The sequence below is a fragment of the Bradyrhizobium sp. CCBAU 45394 genome (genome assembly GCF_028128655.1).
In the GTDB taxonomy this organism is placed as follows: Bacteria; Pseudomonadota; Alphaproteobacteria; order Rhizobiales; family Xanthobacteraceae; genus Bradyrhizobium; species Bradyrhizobium diazoefficiens.
The window spans coordinates 1-18,916 of record NZ_LBIX01000151.1; the positions used below are offsets into that span (position 1 = coordinate 1).

Below are 18,916 nucleotides of genomic sequence, written 5' to 3' on the forward strand. Positions count from 1 at the left end.
CCAGCAGGTCGTGGAGCGCGATCAGAAAATTGCGCAAGGTGAGATGCGATAGACGCGTCATCCGACGACCGATGAATATCCCGTTAGGTGCAACCTGACCGCGCTGATAACCCATCTCGACCGGACTTGCCAGCCGCGCGGCCGCTCAGGAACCGGCTTCCCCCACCTTCGCCCCGCCCTGTTGTGCCTGGAGCACGATGCCGCCGGCGACACCGACGCCGATGACGTACATCCAGCCCTCGTGGAAGTCGAACAGATGGGAGTTGAACAGCGAGGTGAAGATATTCTGCACGACGACGAGAAGGCCGACCCAGTTGGCAAGCCCGTCGCCACGAAACAGGAGAAGATGGAGGATCCAGATCGCGTAGAGGACGACGACGCCGATGACACCCCATTGCACGGCGACGTTCAGCGTCTGGTTGTGCGGATTGCCGATCACCTCTGCGGAAGCCAGGTACTGTCCGCTGGGTGTCGCGGCGCGCTCGAACAATCCGCGCGTTGAACCCGTGCCGTGTCCCACGATCGGCGCCTCAACGAAGAAGCCGAGAGATTTGCGCCAGAACTCGAGCCGCAAGCCCGCCGAGGTCGGCTCGCCCTTCTCAACATAGCGCGTGTACTCGTCGGCAAACCTGTCGGCGGTCTTGCGCAATTGCGGCGAGGCCTGCCAGGCGAGAACGGCGCCGGCGATCAGAGCGGCCGCGATGATCGCGATGCTGCGCCACCTCAAATGAAGCAGCGCGAATACGCCGACCATGATCGGAACCGTGACGAGCGCGGTGCGCGACACCACCACGAAGGCCATGTTGACGAAGAAGCTCAGCGCCAGCGCCGCGAGCAGCCCGGCGAACCAGTAGCGCTTCTGGCGCAGCAGCATCACGATCGGATAGGCAAGCGCCACCGCGCAAAGCGTGAATTCCTGGCTCTGGTCGATGTAATTCTTGACGAAGATGCCGCGTTCAACGCGGTCGCTCTTCAGCGCGAGGTCCGGGTAGAAGGCGACGATCCACGACATCACCGACAACAGCGCGCAGGACACCAGGAAGGCGATGAATACCCAGTTTCCGCGCCGCGAGCGCTCGAAATGATAGAGCAGGACCGGAAGCACGAGCAGCTTGACGGTCGGATTGACGGCATAGAAACGCGCGCCCCAGGTGGCGTCCGACCACAGCGTTCCCACCAGCGCGAGCAGGACCAGCGCGATCGGCGCAACGCAGATCGGACGCTTGAGCGACTGCACGAACGCGCGGACGTCGAGGAACGGCACCATGCACAGCAGCATCAGGGCGTTGAAGATGCCCGCAAGCGACGTCGACCAGGGCAGCGAGGCCGCGGTGAGGATGGCAAACAGATCGACGGTCTCGCTCCAGGCCGCCGGGCTGCGCAGGCGCCGCCACAGCATCTGGCTCGCCGTCTCGCGGGCAAGTGCCGTCACTTGGCCCCTCCCCGCGCGCGATGCACCAGCGCCGTCGTGCTGAAACCCTGGAGGATGTCGACCAGCACGACCACACCGCCGGCGGCCTCGACGACCTCATGGCCGACCACCTGCTCGAGGGTGTAGTCGCCGCCCTTCACCAGCGCAGCGGGCTTGATCCGGGTGATCAGGTCGATCGGCGTGTCCTCCTCGAAGATGACGACGAGATCGACCGCTTCGAGCGCGGCCAGCACCTCGGCACGGGCGCGCTCGTCCTGGACCGGACGGTCGGCGCCCTTCAGCCGCCGCACCGAGGCGTCGCTGTTGAGGCCCACGACCAGGCGGTCGCAGGCGCCGCGCGCCGCGGTCAGCACCTTGACGTGGCCGGGATGCAGGATGTCGAAGCAGCCATTGGTGAAACCGACCCGCAAGCCCTGCGTGCGCCATTCCGCGAGCTGCGCGTCGAGCGCCGCCGGCTCGAGCACGATCTTCTCCTCGGCCGCGAGATAGGCGTGCGGCAGGATCTTTCGCCGCAGCTCGGCTGTGCTCACAATGGCGGTGCCCAGCTTGCTGACGGCGACGGAAGCGGCGGCATTGGCCACGCGCAGCGCCGTGTCCCAGTCCGCGCCCGCCGCGAGCGAGACCGCGAGCGCGGCGGCGACGGTGTCACCGGCGCCGGAGACGTCGCGCACCTTCACCGGGACGGCCGGAACGTGAACGGCCGCGCCGTTGCGCGGCACCAGTGTCATGCCGTGCTCGCCTTGCGTGACGAGGATCGCCTCGCAATCGGCGAGCCGCATTACGTCCTCGCTGGCATCGACGATGCTCTGCGGCGTGTCGGCGCGGCTGCGGGTGGCCTCGGCAAATTCCTTGCGATTGGGCGTGAGCAGCGTCGCGCCGCGATAGATCGCCCAGTTCAGGCTCTTGGGATCGACGATCACCGGCTTGCCGAGCTTTCGTGCGGCGTCGATGGTGTGGCGGATCACCCGCGCCGTCAGCACGCCCTTGGCGTAGTCGGACAGCAGCACGATGTCGGCGCGCGCGATCTGCGGCAGGATCGCCTCGATCAGCTTCGCCTCGACCTCGTCGGAAGCAGGCTGCGCCTGCTCCCAATCCGCGCGCAGCATGTGGGTGGAGAAATGCTCGGAGACGAAGCGGACCTTTCGCGTGGTCGGCCGCGACGGATCGCACACCAGCACGCTTTCGATGGCAGCCTGGTCCGCAAGCGCGGCCGCGAGCCGCTTGCCCGCATCGTCCTCGCCGACGAGGCCGACGAAGATGCAGCGCGCACCGAGCGAGGCGACATTGCGCGCGACGTTGCCGGCGCCGCCGATATGGATCTCGCTGCGCTGGGCAACGATGACCGGCGTCGGCGCTTCCGGCGAAATCCGCGACACCTCGCCATAGACGAACTCGTCCAGCATGATGTCGCCGATGCAGAGCACCGTGCGGCCTGAGATCGTTTGCGCGAGGGCGTCGAAATCGAGAATGGGCGTCGGCATGATCCTGGAGCCTCAGCGGAAGCGGTCGGGCCGGTCGAGATAATCCCCGACATAGGCCTTCACCGCATCCTCGAGCGTCGTGAAGCCGCCGTTATAGCCGGCGCGGCAGAGGCGATCGACCTCGCTTTGGGTGAAGTATTGATAGCTGTTGCGGATCTGTTCGGGCATGTCGATATATTCGATGTTGGGCCTCGCCCCGAGCGCCGCATAGGCAGCCAGCATCAGATCCTTGAAGCTGCGCGCCTTGCCGGTGCCGACGTTGAACAGCCCGGACACCGAGGGCGTTGCCAGCAGCCACATGATGACGCGCACGACGTCGTCGACATAGATGAAATCGCGGCGCTGGTCGCCGTCGGCAGTGCCTTCGCGATGCGACTTGAACAATTGCACGACGCGGCCCGCCTTGACGTCGTCGAAGCGCCGCGCCAGCACGCTCATCATCGAGCCCTTGTGGTACTCGTTGGGGCCGAACACGTTGAAGAATTTCAGGCCGGCCCATTGCGGCGGGAGCTTCTCGCCGCGCGCGACCCGTTCGGCTACGGCGAGATCGAACATATGCTTGCTCCAGCCGTAGAGGTTCATCGGCCGAAGTTTTTTCAGCGCAAGGACCGAGGCGTCGTCGTCAAAGCCTGTCTCGCCGTCGCCATAGGTCGCCGCCGAGGAGGCGTAGATCAGCGGCACCGCATTCGCCGTGCACCAGTCGAGCAGGCGCATGGAGAGGCGGAAATTGGTTTCGAACACGAGGTCGCCGTCGGTCGCGGTGGTCGCGGAAATCGCCCCGAGATGGATCACGGCGTCGAGCCTGCGGCCCTTCAGCCAGTCGGACAGCTCGGCCGGGGGGACGATATCCACAAGCTGGCGCTTGGCGAGATTGCGCCACTTGCCGTCGGTGCCGAGGAAATCACAGACGGCGACGTCGCTGCGGCCGGCGTCGTTCAACGCAGCCACGACATTCGACCCGATAAAACCGGCTCCGCCGGTCACCAGCAACATTCCAACTACCCTGCCCGATGTTTGCGGCCCGATCCCTGCCGTAGCGCATCATTTGCCAAAGTGTAAGCATTTTGGGACCAGCGCTCTCCCGGCTTTACCTGCCGGCCCGGAGCGGCTAACCGAACCGCCACATCAGCTCGCCGTCGGTCCTATTAACGAATGAACAGAGATTCGCAACTTAGTGGAAGCGCAGATCGGAGCGACACCCGCCCGATCCTGATCGTTCCCTACATGTGGATCGGCGATTTCGTCCGAAATCACACCGTGGTGCGGGTCCTGAAAGAGCGCTGGCCGAACCGGCCGGTCGATCTCCTGACCACGTCCCTGTGCGCCCCGCTGGTCGACTACATGCCCGGCGTGCGCGCTGGCATCGTCTGGGACCTGCCGCGCAGCCGGCTCGCCGTTGGCCGCCAGTTCGGCCTGGCAAAGCTCCTGCGCGAGCGGAACTACGGCACGGCCCTGGTGCTGCCCCGAACCTGGAAAGCGGCCATCGCGCCCGCGCTGGCCGGCATCCCCGAGCGGGTCGGTTTCGTCGGTGAGTTCCGGTTCGGCCTCCTCAACCGCTGGCGCTGGGGCGAAAAAAAGCTGCCCCGCTTCATCGACAAGAACGCCGCCCTGGCCCAGCCCGACGGCGCGCCCCTGCCCCCGGAATGGCCGGTGCCGCAATTGCGGGTCCCGGCCGAGGACATCGTCCGTTGGCGGCAGGCCAATGGCCTCAGCGCCGGGGCAGCCGTGGCGCTTGCCCCCGGCTCGGTCGGCGTCTCAAAGCGCTGGACCTACTATCCGGAGGCCGCCCGCTTGCTGGTCGAGCGCGGGCTGGAGGTCTGGGTGGTCGGTGGCCCGGCGGAAAAGGGCCTCGCCCAGGAGATCGTCGCGGCCGGCGGCCGGGGGGTGAGAGACCTCACCGGCACGGACCTGCGCAACGGCGTGCTGGCCATGGCCGCGGCGGGCGTTGCCATCTCCAACGATTCCGGCCTGATGCACATCGCAGCCGCGCTCGGCACGCCCACCATGGGCATCTTCGGCCCGACCAGCCCCTACCTCTGGGCCCCCCTCAACGGCCTTGCCGCGACCCTGGTCCAGGACAAGAGCGTCCTGTCGTGCCAGCCCTGCCAGAGCACCATCTGCAAGATGAACGACCATCGCTGCATGCGCGATATCGCGGCGTCGGAGGTGGTGGCGATCGCGCAAAGGGTGCTGAGTGAGGCGAGCGCGCGCGTTACGACTTGAGGCCATTGGGGCTGCGCCGATGATGACATCCTGCCAGTGTCTTGCCCGACGAGTCAAATCGGCTTCGTAAAATCCGCAGCGCGGCGACCCCGCCGCCAAGCCATTGATTCCGCTGGCACCGGCTACTGTGCATGGGGTTGTTTTCGCGGTTTTTGTTTGGGGACGCGACAGCGGCGCCTCAGAGCAGCGGCCGATAGACCTCGCCGATCCGCGCCGCTTCGGCATCGAGACTGAACTTTGCAAGCACCCGCGCCCGTCCGCGCTCGCCCATCGCAGTGGCCGCCGTGACGTCCTGCATCAGCGGCTCGAGCGCCGCTGCGAGCGCATCGGCATCGCCCGTCGGGATCAGCACGCCCGTCACGCCATCCTCCACCACGAGCTCGGCCGCACCGGCGCGCGCGGCGACCAGCGCGCTGCCGGCCGCCATCGCCTCGATCAGCGTGAGGCCAAAGCCCTCATTGCGCGAGGTGAAGGCATAGATCGTCAGCCGCTGGTACCAGCGCTGCACCGCTTCGATCGGCAGCTCGCCGGTGATGACGATGCGCGACTGCAGGCCGGCGGCCTCGATGCGCTTCCTCAGTTCGTTCGCGAAGGGCGTCTGCTCGGGCGTGACCTGACCGACGATGACGGCGGTGAAATCCGGATAGCGCGGCAGCAGCCGGCACATCGCATCGACGAATACGTCGGTGCCCTTCTGCGCGCGCACCCGGCCAAAGCAGCCGATCGCGTAGCGGCCCGGCAGCGCGGCTTCCGCGAAGGCAGCCGTGCGATCGGTCGGCGGCGCATAGACGTCGGTGTCGACGCCATGCGGGATCACGGTGGCCTTCACCTTCAGGAACGAGGCCGAGATGTCCGACGTCGCGATGATCGCGTCCATCCGGCGGATCAGCCATCGCGTGATCCAGCTGTGGTGCCGCTGCGCCGCCGAGGTGAACACGAGCTTCAGCGGCCAGCCGAGCGCGCGCAGCACGACGCCGGCGATCATCTCGTTGTTGCGGCGCGCATGCCAGATCAGCGGCGTCTTGCGGCGCCATAGCTTGAGGAAATCGGCACCGCTCAGGCGCGCGATCCCCTCCGGCGCGTCGGAGCCGAACCACGCCGCGCGATACAGTCTTGCCAGCCGCGGCGCCACCATCCGGTTGGTCGCGGTGACCCCGGAATAGCGCCTGTGCAGATTTGGCACGATCACTTGCAGATCGTCCGGGGGATTCGCCACGTCACGCTCCGTTTAGCGGACCCCCTATACGCAACATTAAGCATAGTGACCAGTTCAGCCGCGCCGAAACCCCCTCTTCACCGCGCAAACGTTAACTTGGCGCGTTGCTCGAAGACGGGTGAGATCAATGACTGTTCTAGTCACCGGCGGCGCCGGCTATATCGGAAGTCACACGGTCCTGGCGCTGGCGGAAGCCGGCGAGGACGTCGTCGTGATCGACGATCTCTCCACCGGTTTCTCCGCCTATCTGCCGGAGGGCGTGCCGCTGTTCATTGGCGACGCCGGCGACGAGAACCTGCTCGAGGGTGTGATCGCCCAGCACAACATCGAGAGCATCATCCATTTCGCCGGCTCGGTGGTCGTGCCGGATTCGATGCGCGATCCGCTCGGCTACTACCGCAACAACTTCATGACTGCGCGCAACCTGCTCAACGTCGCGGTCAAGCGCGGCATTGGCCGTTTCATCTTCTCCTCGACCGCAGCGGTCTACGGCGATCCTGACCAGGTGCCGGTGCCCGAACACGCGCCGACGCGGCCGCTGTCGCCCTACGGCTCGTCCAAGCTGATGACCGAGATCATGCTGCACGACGTCGCCGCCGCCTACGGCATGCAATACGTGACCCTGCGCTACTTCAACGTCGCGGGCGCCGATCCGCAGGCCCGCATCGGCCTTGCCACCGTCGGTGCCACGCATCTGCTCAAGATCGCGGTCGAGGCCGCGACCGGCCAGCGCGCCAAGATCGACGTGTTCGGCACCGACTATCCGACCCCGGACGGAAGCTGCATCCGCGACTTCATCCACGTCACGGACCTCTCGCAGGCGCACCGCTCGGCGCTCGCTTACCTGCGCAATGGCGGCGCCTCGACGACGCTTAATTGCGGCTATGGCCGCGGCTATTCGGTGCTGGAGACCATCGACGCGGTGCGCCGGGTTTCGGGCCGCAGCTTCGCCGTGCAATACGCCCCGCGCCGGCCCGGCGACATCATGACCATGGTCGCCGACACCAGCCGCATCCGCGGCCTGCTCGACTGGAAGCCGCAATATGACGACCTCGAGACCATCGCAGCCCATGCGCTGGCCTGGGAGGACAAGCTGTACCGCGAGCGCCACGGCGAGCTCCGCCACGCCGTCTCGGCCTAGATTCCATCCGGACGCAAGCCCTTAATTGGGCTTGAAAAACCTCGCTTTAGCGGGCACAGAGGCCCTTCGATCCCTGACGCGCGGGCAGGCTTTGTCCTGCGCCGTCAATGGACTACGGATGGCCCAGTTTCCAAAGAAAATCACCGACGATCCCTATACGGCCGCGGTCCTGATTCGCCGCCTGGTCACGGAACAGGGGATCGTCTATTGGCGGCGTTACCTTGCCGCCTTCGCGCTGATGGCGCTTGCCGCCGGATCGACCGCGGGCGCGACCTACGTGCTCGGCCAGGTCATCAACCAGGCCTATGTCGACAAGAACATCCCGGGCATCGCGATGTTCTCGGGCATCACGGTGATCCTGCTGTTCATCAAGGGCGTGGCGACCTACGGCCACATGGTGATCCTGACCAAGATCTCCAACGCGATCCTCGCCACCAACCAGCGCCAGCTGTTCGCCAAGCTGATGCGCGAGAGCATCGGTTTCTTCTCCGAGCGGCATTCGTCCGAATTCCTGGCGCGGCTGACGGCCGGCGCCAAATCCATCACCGACGTGCTCAACATGCTGGTCAACGCCATCGGGCGCGACTTGCTAATGCTGCTCGCCATGATCGGCGTGATGGTGTGGCAGGACCCGCTGATGTCGTTCATCGGCCTCGTTGCAGTGCCGCCGGCGATGCTGGTGCTGCGCAAGCTGGTCAAGCGCATCAAGGGCCTCGCCTTCAACCAGTTCACCGGCACCGCCGACATCATGGAGACGATGCAGGAATCGCTGCAAGGCATCCGCACCGTCAAGGCCTTCACGCTCGAAGAGACCATGCAGAAGCGCATCGACGAGAACATCGCGATCGTCGAGCGCAACGCCAACAAGATGGCCCGCGTCGCCAACCGGTCGAATCCGCTGATGGAGATGCTCGGCGGCTTCGCGGTCGCCGGCTGTCTCCTTTACGGCGGCTACAGCGTGGTCGCGCTCAACGCCACGCCCGGCGCGTTCTTCTCGTTCATGACCGCCTTCCTGATGGCGACCGAGCCGGCCAAGCGGCTGGCGCGGCTCAACATCGACCTCAACAGCCAGCTCGTCGGCGCGCGCATGCTGCTGGAGGTCGTCGACAGCCCGGCGAGCGAGCACTCCGACGACGACAAGCCGGCGCTGAAGCTGTCGGACGCGCGGATCGAGCTGCGCGACGTCAGCTTTTCTTATCGCGCTGGCGAGACCGTCCTCAACCGCATGAGCTTCACCGCCGAGCCCGGCAAGGTCACCGCGCTGGTCGGCCCCTCCGGCGGCGGCAAGTCGACCGTGCTGGGGCTGCTGTTGCGCTTCTACGAGGTGACGCAGGGCGACATCGTCATCGACGGCCAGTCGACCGGCGCGGTCTCGCGCAAGTCGCTGCGGGCTCAGACCGCCTATGTCGGCCAGGACGTCTATCTGTTCCGCGACACCATCCGCAACAACATCGCCTTCGGCAAGCCGGGCGCGACCGAAGACCAGATCATCGATGCCGCGAAAGCGGCCTGCGCGCATGATTTCATCATGAGCTTCCCGCTCGGCTACGACACGCCGGTGGGCGAGCACGGCACACAGCTTTCGGGCGGCCAGCGCCAGCGCATCGCGGTCGCGCGCGCGCTGGTCAAGAACGCACCGATCATCCTGCTGGACGAAGCCACCGCCGCGCTCGACTCCGAGTCCGAGAAGCAGGTGCAGGAGGCGATCGAGCATCTCTGCCAGAACCGCACCACCATCGTGATCGCGCACCGCCTGCACACCATCATGCATGCCGATAGCATCCTGGTGGTCGAGGGCGGCGAGATCGTCGAGCGGGGCCGGCACGACGAGCTGCTGCGCCGCTCGGGCCGCTACGCCTCGTTCTTCCGGTTGCAACATCACGACGCCGGCACTCTGGCGCCGATCAGCGCAACCGCATAGAGTTCCCTTTACCCCAAGAGCAGCGAGACCGCTTCATGAACGCCGCCTCCTACGTCATCCCGCTTCCGCCCCAGGCTTCGCTTCCCGTCGTCGGTGAAAGCGGCCGCTATCCGGTGCGCCGCATCTGGTGCGTCGGCCGCAACTATCTCGAGCACATCCGCGAGATGGGCAATGACGAGCGCGCGCCGCCGTTCTTCTTCGCCAAGCACGCCGACATGCTGGTGCCCGATGGCGCCACCATCCCCTATCCGCCGCTAACCAAGGACCTGCATCACGAGGTCGAACTGATCGTCGCGATGAAGAGCGGCGGGCTGAACATTCCCGCCGACAAGGCGCTCGACCATGTCTACGGCTACGCCGTCGGCATCGACCTCACCCGCCGCGACCTCCAGATCGCCTCGCGCAAGAAGGAGCGTCCGTGGGAGATCGGCAAGTCGTTCGACTATTCCGCGCCCTGCTCCGCCGTGCAGCCGGCCGCGAAGATCGGCCATCCCGCCAAGGGCAAGATCTGGCTCACGGTCAACGGCAAGGAGGCGCAAAAGGGCGACCTCACCGAGCTGATCTGGAACGTGCCTGAAATCATCTGGCAGCTCTCGCAGCAGGTGAAGCTCGCCGCCGGCGACATCATCATGACGGGCACGCCGGCCGGCGTGTCGCAACTCCAGCCCGGCGACAAGCTCGAATGCGGCGTCGACGGCGTCGGCACCCTGAAGGTCTCGATCGGTCAGCCGGAATAGGCTGCACGACATCTCGAAATCGAAAAGGCCCCGGACATGTCCGGGGCCTTTTCTGTTCGGATCGCATCTACCGGGCCTTCACCGGCCGATTGGCGTGGCTCGCCTGCGGCACACCGCGATTGAGCGACATGTGGGAATGCACGCACAGCCAGCCGTCGGCGGTTTTGGAGAACACCATCGTCGCCCGGCCCGGACGCGGAAACGCGCTGCCGTCGGGATGATAGCCCGTGCTCGTCCACGGCGCGATCACGGTTGCCATCGCGCCGTCGGGGGATGCCAGAACCGAGGTCTGCTCGAGCACGAAACGGAAGTCGGCCGTCTTCGGCCAGACGTTGTCCCATTGCGTTGAGACCCATTGGTCGAGGCCCGGGATGACATCGTTGTGCGTGCCGAAAGCAAGCACCTCGGGATGAAACAGCGGCCGCGCCGAAGCGTAGTCGACCTCACGGACATAGCCCGCGAAGGTTTCCAGCCACTGGCGGAAGAATTGCACTATCTCGGTGTTCGCGGTCGGCAAGGGGACCATTCGCACCTCGGTTTACCGCAACGCCGACATCACGATCAGACCGAGGATCAGCGCCGTCAGCGAGTATTTCAGCGTGTAGTAGACGTTGCGGTTCCACTCCTTGACCTTGCGGCTGGCGAGATGGATCTCGTAAAGCTTGCCGAACACCTTGTTGAGCACGCCGACGCTTTCGCCGTCGACGTTCTGGGTCGCCGATGCCTTGACGATGTGATGGCTGACCCAGCGGTTGATCGCGGTCATGAAGCCGAACTTCATCGGGCGCTCGACGTCGCAGAACAGGATGATGCGATTGACGTCGGTCGCGTTCTCCGCGCTGTGGATGAAGGTCTCGTCGAACATGAAGGCCTCGCCGTCACGCCAGACGCATTCGACGCCGTCGACCAGGATGCGGCACTTGTTCGAGTTCGGCGTGACGAGGCCGAGGTGATAGCGCAGCGAGCCGGCAAAGGGATCGCGGTGCGCGCCCAGCCTGCCGCCGGGCGGCAGCATCGCGAACATCGCGCCGTGCACGCTCGGAATCGAATTGAGCAGCTCCACCGTCTTCGGGCACAGCGTGCGCGCCGACGGCAGGAAGTCGTCGTACCATTTCAGGTAAAACCGCTTCCAGCCGCTCTTGAAGAACGAGTAGAAGCCCCAGTCGTTGTTCTTGGCGGCTGCGCGGATGAAGCCTTCGTCGAACAGGCGCACGGCCTCGTCGCGGATGGTCTCCCAATTCTCGCTGAGCGGCTTGAGTTCGGGAAACTGCTCGACCGGGATCACCGGCTTGTTCGGCACCGCCGAGCCCGCATACATCAGCACATTGTAGGGGGCGAGATAGGTCGAGTGATCGCCAAGCTGGCGCGCGAAGCGCAGCCGTTGCTTGCCGCGGAAGTGAACGTAGATTGTCGATGCCGCGAGTACATACAGAATGACGAGTTGCGGCGCAAAAAGCTGTTTCAGCATTTCCCCAGTTCCCGAGTGACCCAGCCGGGGACGTGATCTACTCCGAGCCGGCCCGACCGGCAAGATATTCGCCGGTAGGTTGCAATCACGCTGGGGAGAGCGGGGGTACGGAACCTGGGGCTGAAACCGGCCGAAACGAGCCGAACTACGCCCGCGCCAGTGCCTGGAGACCCTTGAAGGTCAGGCGCTTGGGGTCGGTTACGCCGGCGAGATAGAGCCTGCGGATGAACGCGATGACGGCGTCGCGGTCGCAATCGGTCAGCGCGACGACGGCGTCGACCGCGATCTTCTGGGCTTCCATTGGGCTCACCTCGGCCTTGCGAGTAACCCCGGCCGAGACAGGCTAGGACTCATCCGTTAAATCCGCGTTAACCGTCAGGGCAGCATCGCCGATTCAGCCCGGCAGCCGTATACGCAAAACAACGCATTGCCGGGCGCGCAGCGGCTCAGCGCGCATTGATGCTCTTCTTCAGCAGCGCGAACTGCTTCTTCAGCCGAGGCACGGCAAAGTCGGTGAACGCCCGCACCTTGGGCACCGAGAGCCGCCCCTGCGGGCAGATCAAATGCGCGGGCATCTCCGGATCCTGGTCGGCGGCCAGTACGATCTCGAGCTCGCCGCGCGCGACCTGCTCGGCGACCTGGTACGAATACATCCGCGCGACGCCGCGCCCGGCGACCGCGGACGCCACGGCCGCATAGGTGCTGTTGACGACGAGCCGCGGCGTGAATTGAACCGTGCGGGCTGCCGACGAGCCCGCCTGTGGCGCGAAGGTCCAGGAATTGGGCAGATGCGCCATCGCCACGATCTGATGCTTGGCGAGATCGCCGGGCTCGGTGATGCGCGGATGCTGCTTTAGATAGCGGGGAGCAGCCACCACGACACGGCTGATCTCGCCGATCCGCATCGCCACCATCGCCGAATCCGCGAGATGGCCAATGCGAAGCGCGATGTCGACGCCCTCCTCGATCAGGTTGACCGCGCGGTCGAACAGCAGAAGCTTTGCCGACACGGTCGGATAGGCGTCGAGAAACGCATCGAGGATCGGCCGCAGCACCATCTCCCCCGAGACCACCGGCGCCGTGATGGTGAGCAGGCCGCGGGGAGCCGCGCGCGGCCCGGCCGCGAAGTCGTCGGCCTCCTCCAGCTCGGTGAGCACGCGGCGGCAGATCGCGACATAGCGCTCGCCTTCCTCGCTCAGCTTGATCGACCGCGTCGTCCGGTGCAGCAGCTCGGCGCCGACCCGCTCCTCCAGGAAGGCGATGGCGCGGCTCACCGCCGCCGGCGAGCGGCCGAGCTTGCGCCCGGCGGCGGCGAGGCTGCCCTCGTCCACCGCAAGGACGAACACCTTCATCGCATCCAGACGATCCATACGCTTCCCGCCGCACCATCAAATTCCGGTGACAAGCTAGGCGTTCGCCCGCGCCGCGACAACCGCCGCCGCGGCCGATCCGGCATTCGTTCGCGCCGCGTAACAGTGTCTGCCGGACAACGTGTATTCGCAGCCGGGCCGCCGCGGCGTACCTCAGCGCGCAGGCCAGCAGCCGCTGGCACAGGTTCTGAAACCCAACAACAGGAGTCCGTCATGGGTATCGAGCAGAAGGTCGCCATCATCACCGGTGCATCGCAGGGCATCGGCGCCGCCCTGGTCCAGGGTTTTCGCGATCGCAATTATCGCGTCGTCGCAACGGCGCGCTCCATCAAGCCGTCGGGCGACGACGACGTCCTCGCCGTTCCCGGCGACATCGCCGACCGGGCCACCGCCGAGCGCGTGGTTTCGCAAGCCGTCGCCCGCTTCGGCCGCGTCGACACGCTGGTCAACAATGCCGGCATCTTCGTCGCAAAGCCGTTCACGCAGTACACCGCCGAGGACTACGCGGCGGTGATGGGCACCAACGTCGCCGGGTTCTTCAACATCACGCAGCTCGCCATCGCCGAGATGGAGAAGCAGGGTTCTGGCCATATCGTGCAGATCACGACGACCCTGGTCGATCACGCCAATTCCAACGTGCCCTCGGTGCTGGCCTCACTGAGCAAGGGCGGCCTCAACGCCGCGACCAAATCGCTCGCGATCGAATACGCGAGGCGCGGCATCCGCGTGAACGCAGTGGCGCCCGGCGTCATCAGGTCGCCGATGCATCCGGTTTCGACGCATGCCGAGCTCAGCGCGCTGCATCCGGTCGGCCACATGGGCGAGATGTCCGACATCGTCGATGCCGTGCTCTATCTCGAGGGTGCGTCCTTCGTCACCGGCGAGATCCTGCATGTCGACGGCGGCCAGAGCGCCGGCCACTGAGCGCGAGAGGAGAGACACCATGCCCATCGTCACCATTCAAGTGACCCGCGAAGGAACGACGCCGGGCGCGGCGTCGCTCACGGCGGAAGAGAAGGCCGCGCTGATCAAGGGATCGAGCCAGCTCCTGCTCGACGTGCTCGGCAAGCCGCTCGATTCCACCTTCGTCGTGATCGAGGAAGTCGACACCGACAATTGGGGCTGGGGCGGCCTGCCCGTGCCGGAATTCCGGCGTCGCCGCGCCGCCCAGACTGGATGATCCGCGCGCGATCGAGCGCGCAGGAGGATGACATGACCAACGCAGATACGAAGCAGCAGGTTGAGACCCGGCCGCATCAGCGGCCGGGATCGGAATCATGGCAGATTTGGCGATATGCGGTGGCGGGCTTGTCCGCCTCGCTGGTCGGACTTGGCCTCGCCCGCTTCTCGTACACGCCTCTGATCCCGGCGCTGATCGCGGCAAAGTGGTTCAGCGCGTCGGATGTCGTCTATCTCGGCGCGGCGAATCTTGCCGGTTACCTTGCGGGCGCACTCGCGGCCCGGGCCGTCGCCACCCGCGTCGGCGCGGTCGGCGCGTTGCGTGCGATGATGCTGCTCGCAACGCTCTCTTTCTTTGCCAGCTCCGCCCCGGTGTCGTTCTCCTGGTTCTTCGCCTGGCGCTTCCTGTCGGGTCTCACCGGCGGCGTCATCATGGTGCTGGCGGCGTCCGTCATCCTGCCGCACATTTCGGCCGCGAGGCGCGGCATCGCCGGCGGCGTGATCTTCGCGGGCGTCGGCCTTGGCGTCGCCGCGTCGGGCACGCTGGTGCCGCTGCTGCTGCAACAAGGCCTGCAGCAGAGCTGGTATGGTCTTGGCGCCCTCTCCGCCCTGCTCACCCTCGCAAGCTGGTGGAACTGGCCTGCGGAAACGAAGGCTAGTGCTGCGCCTTTGCATCACGCGAAGCACCACCATGCATCGACGGCGGCCCGCGCGCTGCTGGTCCAATACGGCCTCGACGCGGTGGCGCTGGTGCCGCACATGGTGTTCATCGTCGATTTCGTGGCGCGCGGGCTCGGCCAGGGCATTGCCGCGGGATCGCGCTACTGGGTGCTGTATGGTCTCGGCGCGATCGTCGGCCCGCTCGTCACCGGCCATCTTGGCGACCGGTCAGGCTTCGGTCCGGCGCTGCGCGCAGCCTTCCTGATCGAGGCGGCGGCCGTGCTGCTGCCGACCGTCAGCACCGCGCCGGTTTCGCTGATCGTGTCGAGCATCGTGGTCGGCGGCTTCACGCCCGGCATCGTGCCGCTGGTGCTCGGACGAATCCACGAGCTGGTCCCGCACGCAACCGAGCAGCAGCGCGCGACATGGAGCCATGCCACCACCAGCTTTGCGCTGTTCCAGGCGGCCGCGGCTTACGGCTTCTCCTGGATCTATGCGCAGACCGGGGGCGACTATCTCGTGCTGTTCGGTTTAGGCGGCGGCGCAGCGGTCCTGGCGCTCGCGATTGATCTCGGCCTCGCACTGATCGTCCCGCGCAGATCCTGAGCGCGATGACGGCAGGCGAGCGGTGCTACCCGGCACCGGGCTTTGTCATGATTTGAGCAAGCGATCGCAGCAGCTCGGTTTGCTTCAGGACCAACTCACATTGCTGTCGCGCATGCGTGCTCGACAGCTCAACCAACTCCGCCAGGGTTCTCGCACGGCCCAACTCCCGCGCATACTCCAAGGTCGCGCCCGCATTGACTTTCATCAGTTCGAGCACGACGACGCGACACTCAGCCGCCGTTCCAATTGCCTCGATGAGGTGGCCTTCTCCGGCGGCGATTCCATTGGCCTCCGATGCCACATCGGCCAGCCGTGGCTTGGCGAGGTCCCTGGCATAATCCAGCGCAGCGTGAGCACCAGTCTTCATGCCGTCCAAAGCACGCGCCTGACAATCCTTGGCGATGTCCACCATGAGATCAATGGTGGTAGTGCCCGGAGGTTCAGGTCTTGCAGCGATGACGCCGGCCGCTTCTTGTACCGGAACAGTCATCGGAGCGGGCGCAGCTTGCGCGATCTGCGGCGCATCTTGCAGGACGGCGGAGACCGAGCCCGGCGGCATCGCCAAGCCCTCGTCGACGGCGCGGCTCACTTCGGCCGCCAGCTCCACCAGCGAGCGACGCCCGGCGCGTGCAACGTCAGCAGGCTGTCTTGAGCGCGGCTTGCCCATGATCATTCGACTCCACGATAAGGCGCTCCGAGATCCAACCCCACAGGGCCGCAATTTCCTCCGAGGCTTTTCCCTCCGGCGCGTACTCGGTTACGCCCAGCCCTGCCCCGAGCGCATCCTGGTGGTCGTTGCGCTGCCCAATGAAGGGGAGCGCAAGCAAGCCGAGCGAGTTGAGCGACGTGGCAGCTTCGCTCAACCGGCCCCCCCGTGTGGGCGCCTGATTGAGGATGAAGGCAAACCGGCGATCGAGCCTGCGGGTAGCGATCAGCGTTGGTATTGCGGCTTCGATATCGGCCGGGCTCGGACGAGCCGGGATGAGACAAAGATCGGCACTGGCAATGGCGCGCGCCGCCAAGGCATTGTTCGTGGCAGCTGTGTCGATGATTGCGAGCCCAACCCCTTCGGCCTTGAGGCGGGATATCACCGGCTCGATTTCGCTGGGATCGGTGACGCAATCGACGCGAGGATAGGGCTTCTCACGGCGCCCTTTCCATCTCGAGATCGTACCTTGCGCATCCGCCTCAATGAGAGCGACGCGCTCGCCGCGCTGCATCGCTGCCACCGCCAGCCCAACGGACAGCGTGCTCTTGCCGCTTCCGCCTTTCTGCGTGACCAGAGCAAGGATGTACATGTTCCGCGTTCTCCTCAGGACGGCAACAACGTGGAACTCAGACACCGCCGGAAATAAACTTCTTGCAGCGCAAAAATTCTACCCCAAGTCGCGATTCGTCTCAAGCGATCGCGAGCCTCTCCCGGTAATTTACGTAGCAAGATCAGGAGTATTGCATCACACCGTCGTCGATCCGGCCGAAGCGCAAGGAGACGATGTCGAGGGCATAGTTCTGGTACAGCCGCCACGGCTGCTTCGAGCCCTGCTTCGGCATCTTGGCGACCGAGCGCTGCACGTAACCCGAGGTGAAATCGAGCGACGGCTGCGCGGTGATCGTCGGATCGTCATTGTGCGGCATGCACTGGCGGAAATTGTGCCGGTCCATGTAGTTGATGAGCCGGCAGACATATTCGCAGGTGAGATCGCATTTCAGCGTCCAGGACGCGTTGGTGTAGCCGAAAGCCGACGCCATGTTGGGCACGTCGGCATACATCATGCCCTTGTAAGTCAGCGTATTGGCGAAATCGACAGCGCGGCCGTCGACGCTGATCTCGAGACCGCCGACGACCTGGAGCACCAGCCCCGTCGCGGTGACGATGATATCGGCCGCGAGCTCCCGGCCGTCCTTCAGGCGGATCCCGTCGCGGGTAAAATTGTCGATCTCGCTCGTGACGACGGAAGCCCGCTGCTCGCGGATCGCCTTGAACAGGTCGCCATCCGGCACGAGGCACAGCCGCTGGTCCCAGGGATTGTAGCGCGGCGTGAAATGGGTCGCGACGTCGTAGTCCGGGCCGAGCGCCATCTGCACGCCTTTGAGAATGAGGTCCTTCACCTTCGCGGGCCTGCGCCGGCTGAGCTGGAAGAAGAACATCCCCCACATCACGTTGCGCCAGCGGATCAGATGATAGGCAAGCCGCGCCGGCAGGTTGCGGCGCAATTTGTTGGCGACGGGGTCCTGCGCCGGACGCGACACCACATAGGTCGGCGAACGCTGGAGCATGGTGACCTGCGCCGCCTTCTTGGCGAGCTCCGGCACCAGCGTCACCGCGGTCGCGCCCGAGCCGATCACGACGACGCGCTTGCCGGCGTAGTCGATGTCCTCGGTCCATTTCTGCGGATGCACGATGCGGCCGGCGAAATCCGCCGCGCCCTTGAACTCCGGCGTATAGCCCGCCTCGTATTTGTAATAGCCCGAGCACATGAACAGGAAATTGCAGGTGAAGCGCACGACCTCGGTCGCGCCCTCGCCCGTGATGCGCTCGGCCTCCACGGTCCAGCGCGCATCCGACGTCGACCACGCCGCACGCTTAACGCGATGGCGGAAGCGGATGTGCTTCGCGATGCCGTTCTCGGCCGCGGTTTCGCGCACATAGTTCAGGATCTGCGGCCCGTCGGCGATCGCCTTCGGATCAGTCCAAGGCTTGAACGAATAGCCGAGCGTGAACATGTCGCTGTCCGAACGGATGCCGGGATAGCGGAACAGATCCCAGGTGCCGCCGATGCAGTCGCGGCCCTCGAGAATGACGTAGCTCTTGCCCGGGCACTTCGCCTGAAGATGATAGCCCGCGCCGATGCCGGACAGGCCGGCACCGACGATCAGCACGTCGACATGTTCTTTGGCTTCGGCCATCGCGTTTCTCCCTCCACACAGGATGGGCGGCGCCGCGCCGAATTGCAACCGTCAGGTCGCTGCGGCGACCACGCAGGCCGTATCGAAATACTCGTAGAATTCGATCGCCTTGCCGTCCTTGAAGCGCCAGAAATCGAGCTTGGGCGTTTCGGCGAGTTTTCCGGTCCGCTTGTTGATCCAGGCGCAGGAGCCTCGCGCGACGACCGCGTCGCCCTGCGCCACGTATTCATTTATCGTGTAATGCTGCATGCTCCACTCGGACAGCAGCGTGTCGAAATAATCGCGGAGCTTCACGCTGTCGTGGTATTCCGTGGCAAATGCCAGCGGCTCGACGCCGCGCGGGATCGAGGCAAAGTTGATCTTCGGAGCAACGACGACGTCGAACCAATGGTCGACGCTACCTCCCTTGCTCTCGTTCCACCGGTGATAGGCGTCCTGCAAGATCTTGACGTTAGCGGCCTCGTTGGACATCGCACTTCCTCCACAATGCTTTCGGTGTCAGACAATATGTGCCGGGCAATGGGCCGCCCGCTGCAAAGGTGGCAGGCTTTTTCTGGCTCTACCTGAGAGCGTAT

The 18,916-nt window shown here is 65.4% G+C and carries 19 protein-coding genes; 7 read left to right on the forward strand and 12 right to left on the reverse strand.

Features of this window, described 5'->3' with window-relative positions; all coding sequences use genetic code 11:
- Positions 1-145: 145 nt before the first annotated feature.
- The 3 genes from WN73_RS15890 to rfaD are packed head-to-tail and all read right to left on the reverse strand — an operon-like array spanning position 146 to position 3,906.
- Positions 146-1,432, reverse strand: coding sequence for an O-antigen ligase family protein (locus WN73_RS15890; RefSeq protein WP_271553665.1), 1,287 nt, complete (start codon positions 1,430-1,432; stop codon positions 146-148).
- A complete protein-coding gene (gene rfaE1 / locus WN73_RS15895; protein WP_271553667.1) occupies positions 1,429-2,913 on the reverse strand; it encodes a D-glycero-beta-D-manno-heptose-7-phosphate kinase in 1,485 nt (494 codons plus the stop codon). Before rfaE1 ends, WN73_RS15890 begins: the two co-directional genes overlap by 4 nt.
- A gap of 12 nt (positions 2,914-2,925) precedes the next feature.
- Positions 2,926-3,906 (reverse strand): ADP-glyceromanno-heptose 6-epimerase, encoded by a 981-nt coding sequence (gene rfaD, locus WN73_RS15900; RefSeq protein ID WP_271553669.1) that lies wholly within the window; start codon positions 3,904-3,906, stop codon positions 2,926-2,928.
- 159 nt (positions 3,907-4,065) lie between these two features.
- Here rfaD and waaF point away from each other — a divergent pair, with 159 nt between their 5' ends.
- Positions 4,066-5,136 (forward strand): lipopolysaccharide heptosyltransferase II, encoded by a 1,071-nt coding sequence (gene waaF / locus WN73_RS15905; RefSeq protein WP_271553671.1) that lies wholly within the window; start codon positions 4,066-4,068, stop codon positions 5,134-5,136.
- A 178-nt stretch (positions 5,137-5,314) separates the two neighbouring features.
- Here the strand turns inward: waaF and WN73_RS15910 are convergent, their stop codons facing one another.
- Positions 5,315-6,352, reverse strand: a complete 1,038-nt coding sequence (locus WN73_RS15910) for a glycosyltransferase family 4 protein (RefSeq protein ID WP_271553673.1) — start codon at positions 6,350-6,352, stop codon at positions 5,315-5,317.
- 127 nt (positions 6,353-6,479) lie between these two features.
- Between WN73_RS15910 and galE the strand changes: the two genes are divergently transcribed.
- The 3 genes from galE (at position 6,480) to WN73_RS15925 (ending at position 10,151) form a co-directional block, all read left to right on the forward strand.
- Entirely contained in the window at positions 6,480-7,493 is a 1,014-nt protein-coding gene (gene galE / locus WN73_RS15915) for a UDP-glucose 4-epimerase GalE (protein ID WP_028173210.1), read from the forward strand.
- Positions 7,494-7,611: 118 nt separating this feature from the next.
- On the forward strand, positions 7,612-9,414 hold the full coding sequence (locus WN73_RS15920; protein WP_271553676.1) for an ABC transporter ATP-binding protein: 1,803 nt from the start codon (positions 7,612-7,614) through the stop codon (positions 9,412-9,414).
- 35 nt (positions 9,415-9,449) lie between these two features.
- Positions 9,450-10,151 carry a fumarylacetoacetate hydrolase family protein gene (locus WN73_RS15925; RefSeq protein ID WP_110116673.1) on the forward strand — a complete coding sequence of 234 codons (702 nt, stop codon included), beginning with the start codon at positions 9,450-9,452 and terminating at the stop codon, positions 10,149-10,151.
- Between the two features lie 67 nt (positions 10,152-10,218).
- On the opposite strand, the gene WN73_RS15930 is transcribed toward WN73_RS15925, so the two are convergent.
- The 4 genes from WN73_RS15930 to WN73_RS15945 all read right to left on the reverse strand — a co-directional run bounded on the left by WN73_RS15930 (position 10,219) and on the right by WN73_RS15945 (position 12,989).
- Positions 10,219-10,677 (reverse strand): YybH family protein, encoded by a 459-nt coding sequence (locus WN73_RS15930; RefSeq protein ID WP_162603656.1) that lies wholly within the window; start codon positions 10,675-10,677, stop codon positions 10,219-10,221.
- 12 nt (positions 10,678-10,689) lie between these two features.
- Complete coding sequence (locus WN73_RS15935; RefSeq protein WP_028173206.1) at positions 10,690-11,619, reverse strand: aspartyl/asparaginyl beta-hydroxylase domain-containing protein; 930 nt, start codon at positions 11,617-11,619, stop codon at positions 10,690-10,692.
- A gap of 145 nt (positions 11,620-11,764) precedes the next feature.
- A complete protein-coding gene (locus tag WN73_RS15940; protein WP_165448167.1) occupies positions 11,765-11,920 on the reverse strand; it encodes a hypothetical protein in 156 nt (51 codons plus the stop codon).
- 145 nt (positions 11,921-12,065) lie between these two features.
- Positions 12,066-12,989: a LysR family transcriptional regulator gene (locus tag WN73_RS15945; RefSeq protein WP_271553681.1), complete on the reverse strand. Its 924-nt coding sequence runs from the start codon at positions 12,987-12,989 to the stop codon at positions 12,066-12,068.
- A gap of 213 nt (positions 12,990-13,202) precedes the next feature.
- Between WN73_RS15945 and WN73_RS15950 the strand changes: the two genes are divergently transcribed.
- Genes WN73_RS15950 through WN73_RS15960 form a run of 3 tightly spaced genes read left to right on the forward strand, consistent with a single transcriptional unit; the run spans position 13,203 to position 15,434 of the window.
- Complete coding sequence (locus WN73_RS15950; protein WP_110116677.1) at positions 13,203-13,913, forward strand: SDR family NAD(P)-dependent oxidoreductase; 711 nt, start codon at positions 13,203-13,205, stop codon at positions 13,911-13,913.
- Positions 13,914-13,932: 19 nt separating this feature from the next.
- Complete coding sequence (locus WN73_RS15955) at positions 13,933-14,169, forward strand: tautomerase family protein (protein ID WP_028173203.1); 237 nt, start codon at positions 13,933-13,935, stop codon at positions 14,167-14,169.
- A gap of 32 nt (positions 14,170-14,201) precedes the next feature.
- On the forward strand, positions 14,202-15,434 hold the full coding sequence (locus WN73_RS15960) for an MFS transporter (protein WP_271553685.1): 1,233 nt from the start codon (positions 14,202-14,204) through the stop codon (positions 15,432-15,434).
- A gap of 25 nt (positions 15,435-15,459) precedes the next feature.
- Here the strand turns inward: WN73_RS15960 and WN73_RS15965 are convergent, their stop codons facing one another.
- From WN73_RS15965 to WN73_RS15980, 4 genes are all read right to left on the reverse strand, one after another.
- Positions 15,460-16,107: a phasin family protein gene (locus WN73_RS15965; RefSeq protein ID WP_028173202.1), complete on the reverse strand. Its 648-nt coding sequence runs from the start codon at positions 16,105-16,107 to the stop codon at positions 15,460-15,462.
- The gene (locus WN73_RS15970; RefSeq protein WP_271553687.1) at positions 16,070-16,732 is read right to left on the reverse strand and encodes a nucleotide-binding protein; all 663 of its coding nucleotides are present in this window, start codon (positions 16,730-16,732) and stop codon (positions 16,070-16,072) included. The genes WN73_RS15965 and WN73_RS15970 overlap by 38 nt, the downstream gene beginning before the upstream one ends.
- Before the next feature lie 142 nt (positions 16,733-16,874).
- Complete coding sequence (locus tag WN73_RS15975; protein ID WP_271553688.1) at positions 16,875-18,341, reverse strand: flavin-containing monooxygenase; 1,467 nt, start codon at positions 18,339-18,341, stop codon at positions 16,875-16,877.
- Positions 18,342-18,392: 51 nt separating this feature from the next.
- Complete coding sequence (locus WN73_RS15980) at positions 18,393-18,812, reverse strand: nuclear transport factor 2 family protein (protein ID WP_011088684.1); 420 nt, start codon at positions 18,810-18,812, stop codon at positions 18,393-18,395.
- Positions 18,813-18,916 lie beyond the last annotated feature (104 nt).

Coding starts and splice junctions, on each gene's coding strand:
- rfaE1 (WP_271553667.1), bottom strand. CDS start 2,913: ATGCCGACGCCCATTCTCGATTTCGACGCCCTCGCGCAAACGATCTCA.
- rfaD (WP_271553669.1), bottom strand. CDS start 3,906: ATGTTGCTGGTGACCGGCGGAGCCGGTTTTATCGGGTCGAATGTCGTG.
- waaF (WP_271553671.1), top strand. CDS start 4,066: ATGAACAGAGATTCGCAACTTAGTGGAAGCGCAGATCGGAGCGACACC.
- galE (WP_028173210.1), top strand. CDS start 6,480: ATGACTGTTCTAGTCACCGGCGGCGCCGGCTATATCGGAAGTCACACG.
- WN73_RS15920 (WP_271553676.1), top strand. CDS start 7,612: ATGGCCCAGTTTCCAAAGAAAATCACCGACGATCCCTATACGGCCGCG.
- WN73_RS15925 (WP_110116673.1), top strand. CDS start 9,450: ATGAACGCCGCCTCCTACGTCATCCCGCTTCCGCCCCAGGCTTCGCTT.
- WN73_RS15930 (WP_162603656.1), bottom strand. CDS start 10,677: ATGGTCCCCTTGCCGACCGCGAACACCGAGATAGTGCAATTCTTCCGC.
- WN73_RS15935 (WP_028173206.1), bottom strand. CDS start 11,619: ATGCTGAAACAGCTTTTTGCGCCGCAACTCGTCATTCTGTATGTACTC.
- WN73_RS15940 (WP_165448167.1), bottom strand. CDS start 11,920: ATGGAAGCCCAGAAGATCGCGGTCGACGCCGTCGTCGCGCTGACCGAT.
- WN73_RS15945 (WP_271553681.1), bottom strand. CDS start 12,989: ATGGATCGTCTGGATGCGATGAAGGTGTTCGTCCTTGCGGTGGACGAG.
- WN73_RS15950 (WP_110116677.1), top strand. CDS start 13,203: ATGGGTATCGAGCAGAAGGTCGCCATCATCACCGGTGCATCGCAGGGC.
- WN73_RS15955 (WP_028173203.1), top strand. CDS start 13,933: ATGCCCATCGTCACCATTCAAGTGACCCGCGAAGGAACGACGCCGGGC.
- WN73_RS15960 (WP_271553685.1), top strand. CDS start 14,202: ATGACCAACGCAGATACGAAGCAGCAGGTTGAGACCCGGCCGCATCAG.
- WN73_RS15965 (WP_028173202.1), bottom strand. CDS start 16,107: ATGATCATGGGCAAGCCGCGCTCAAGACAGCCTGCTGACGTTGCACGC.
- WN73_RS15970 (WP_271553687.1), bottom strand. CDS start 16,732: ATGTACATCCTTGCTCTGGTCACGCAGAAAGGCGGAAGCGGCAAGAGC.
- WN73_RS15975 (WP_271553688.1), bottom strand. CDS start 18,341: ATGGCCGAAGCCAAAGAACATGTCGACGTGCTGATCGTCGGTGCCGGC.
- WN73_RS15980 (WP_011088684.1), bottom strand. CDS start 18,812: ATGTCCAACGAGGCCGCTAACGTCAAGATCTTGCAGGACGCCTATCAC.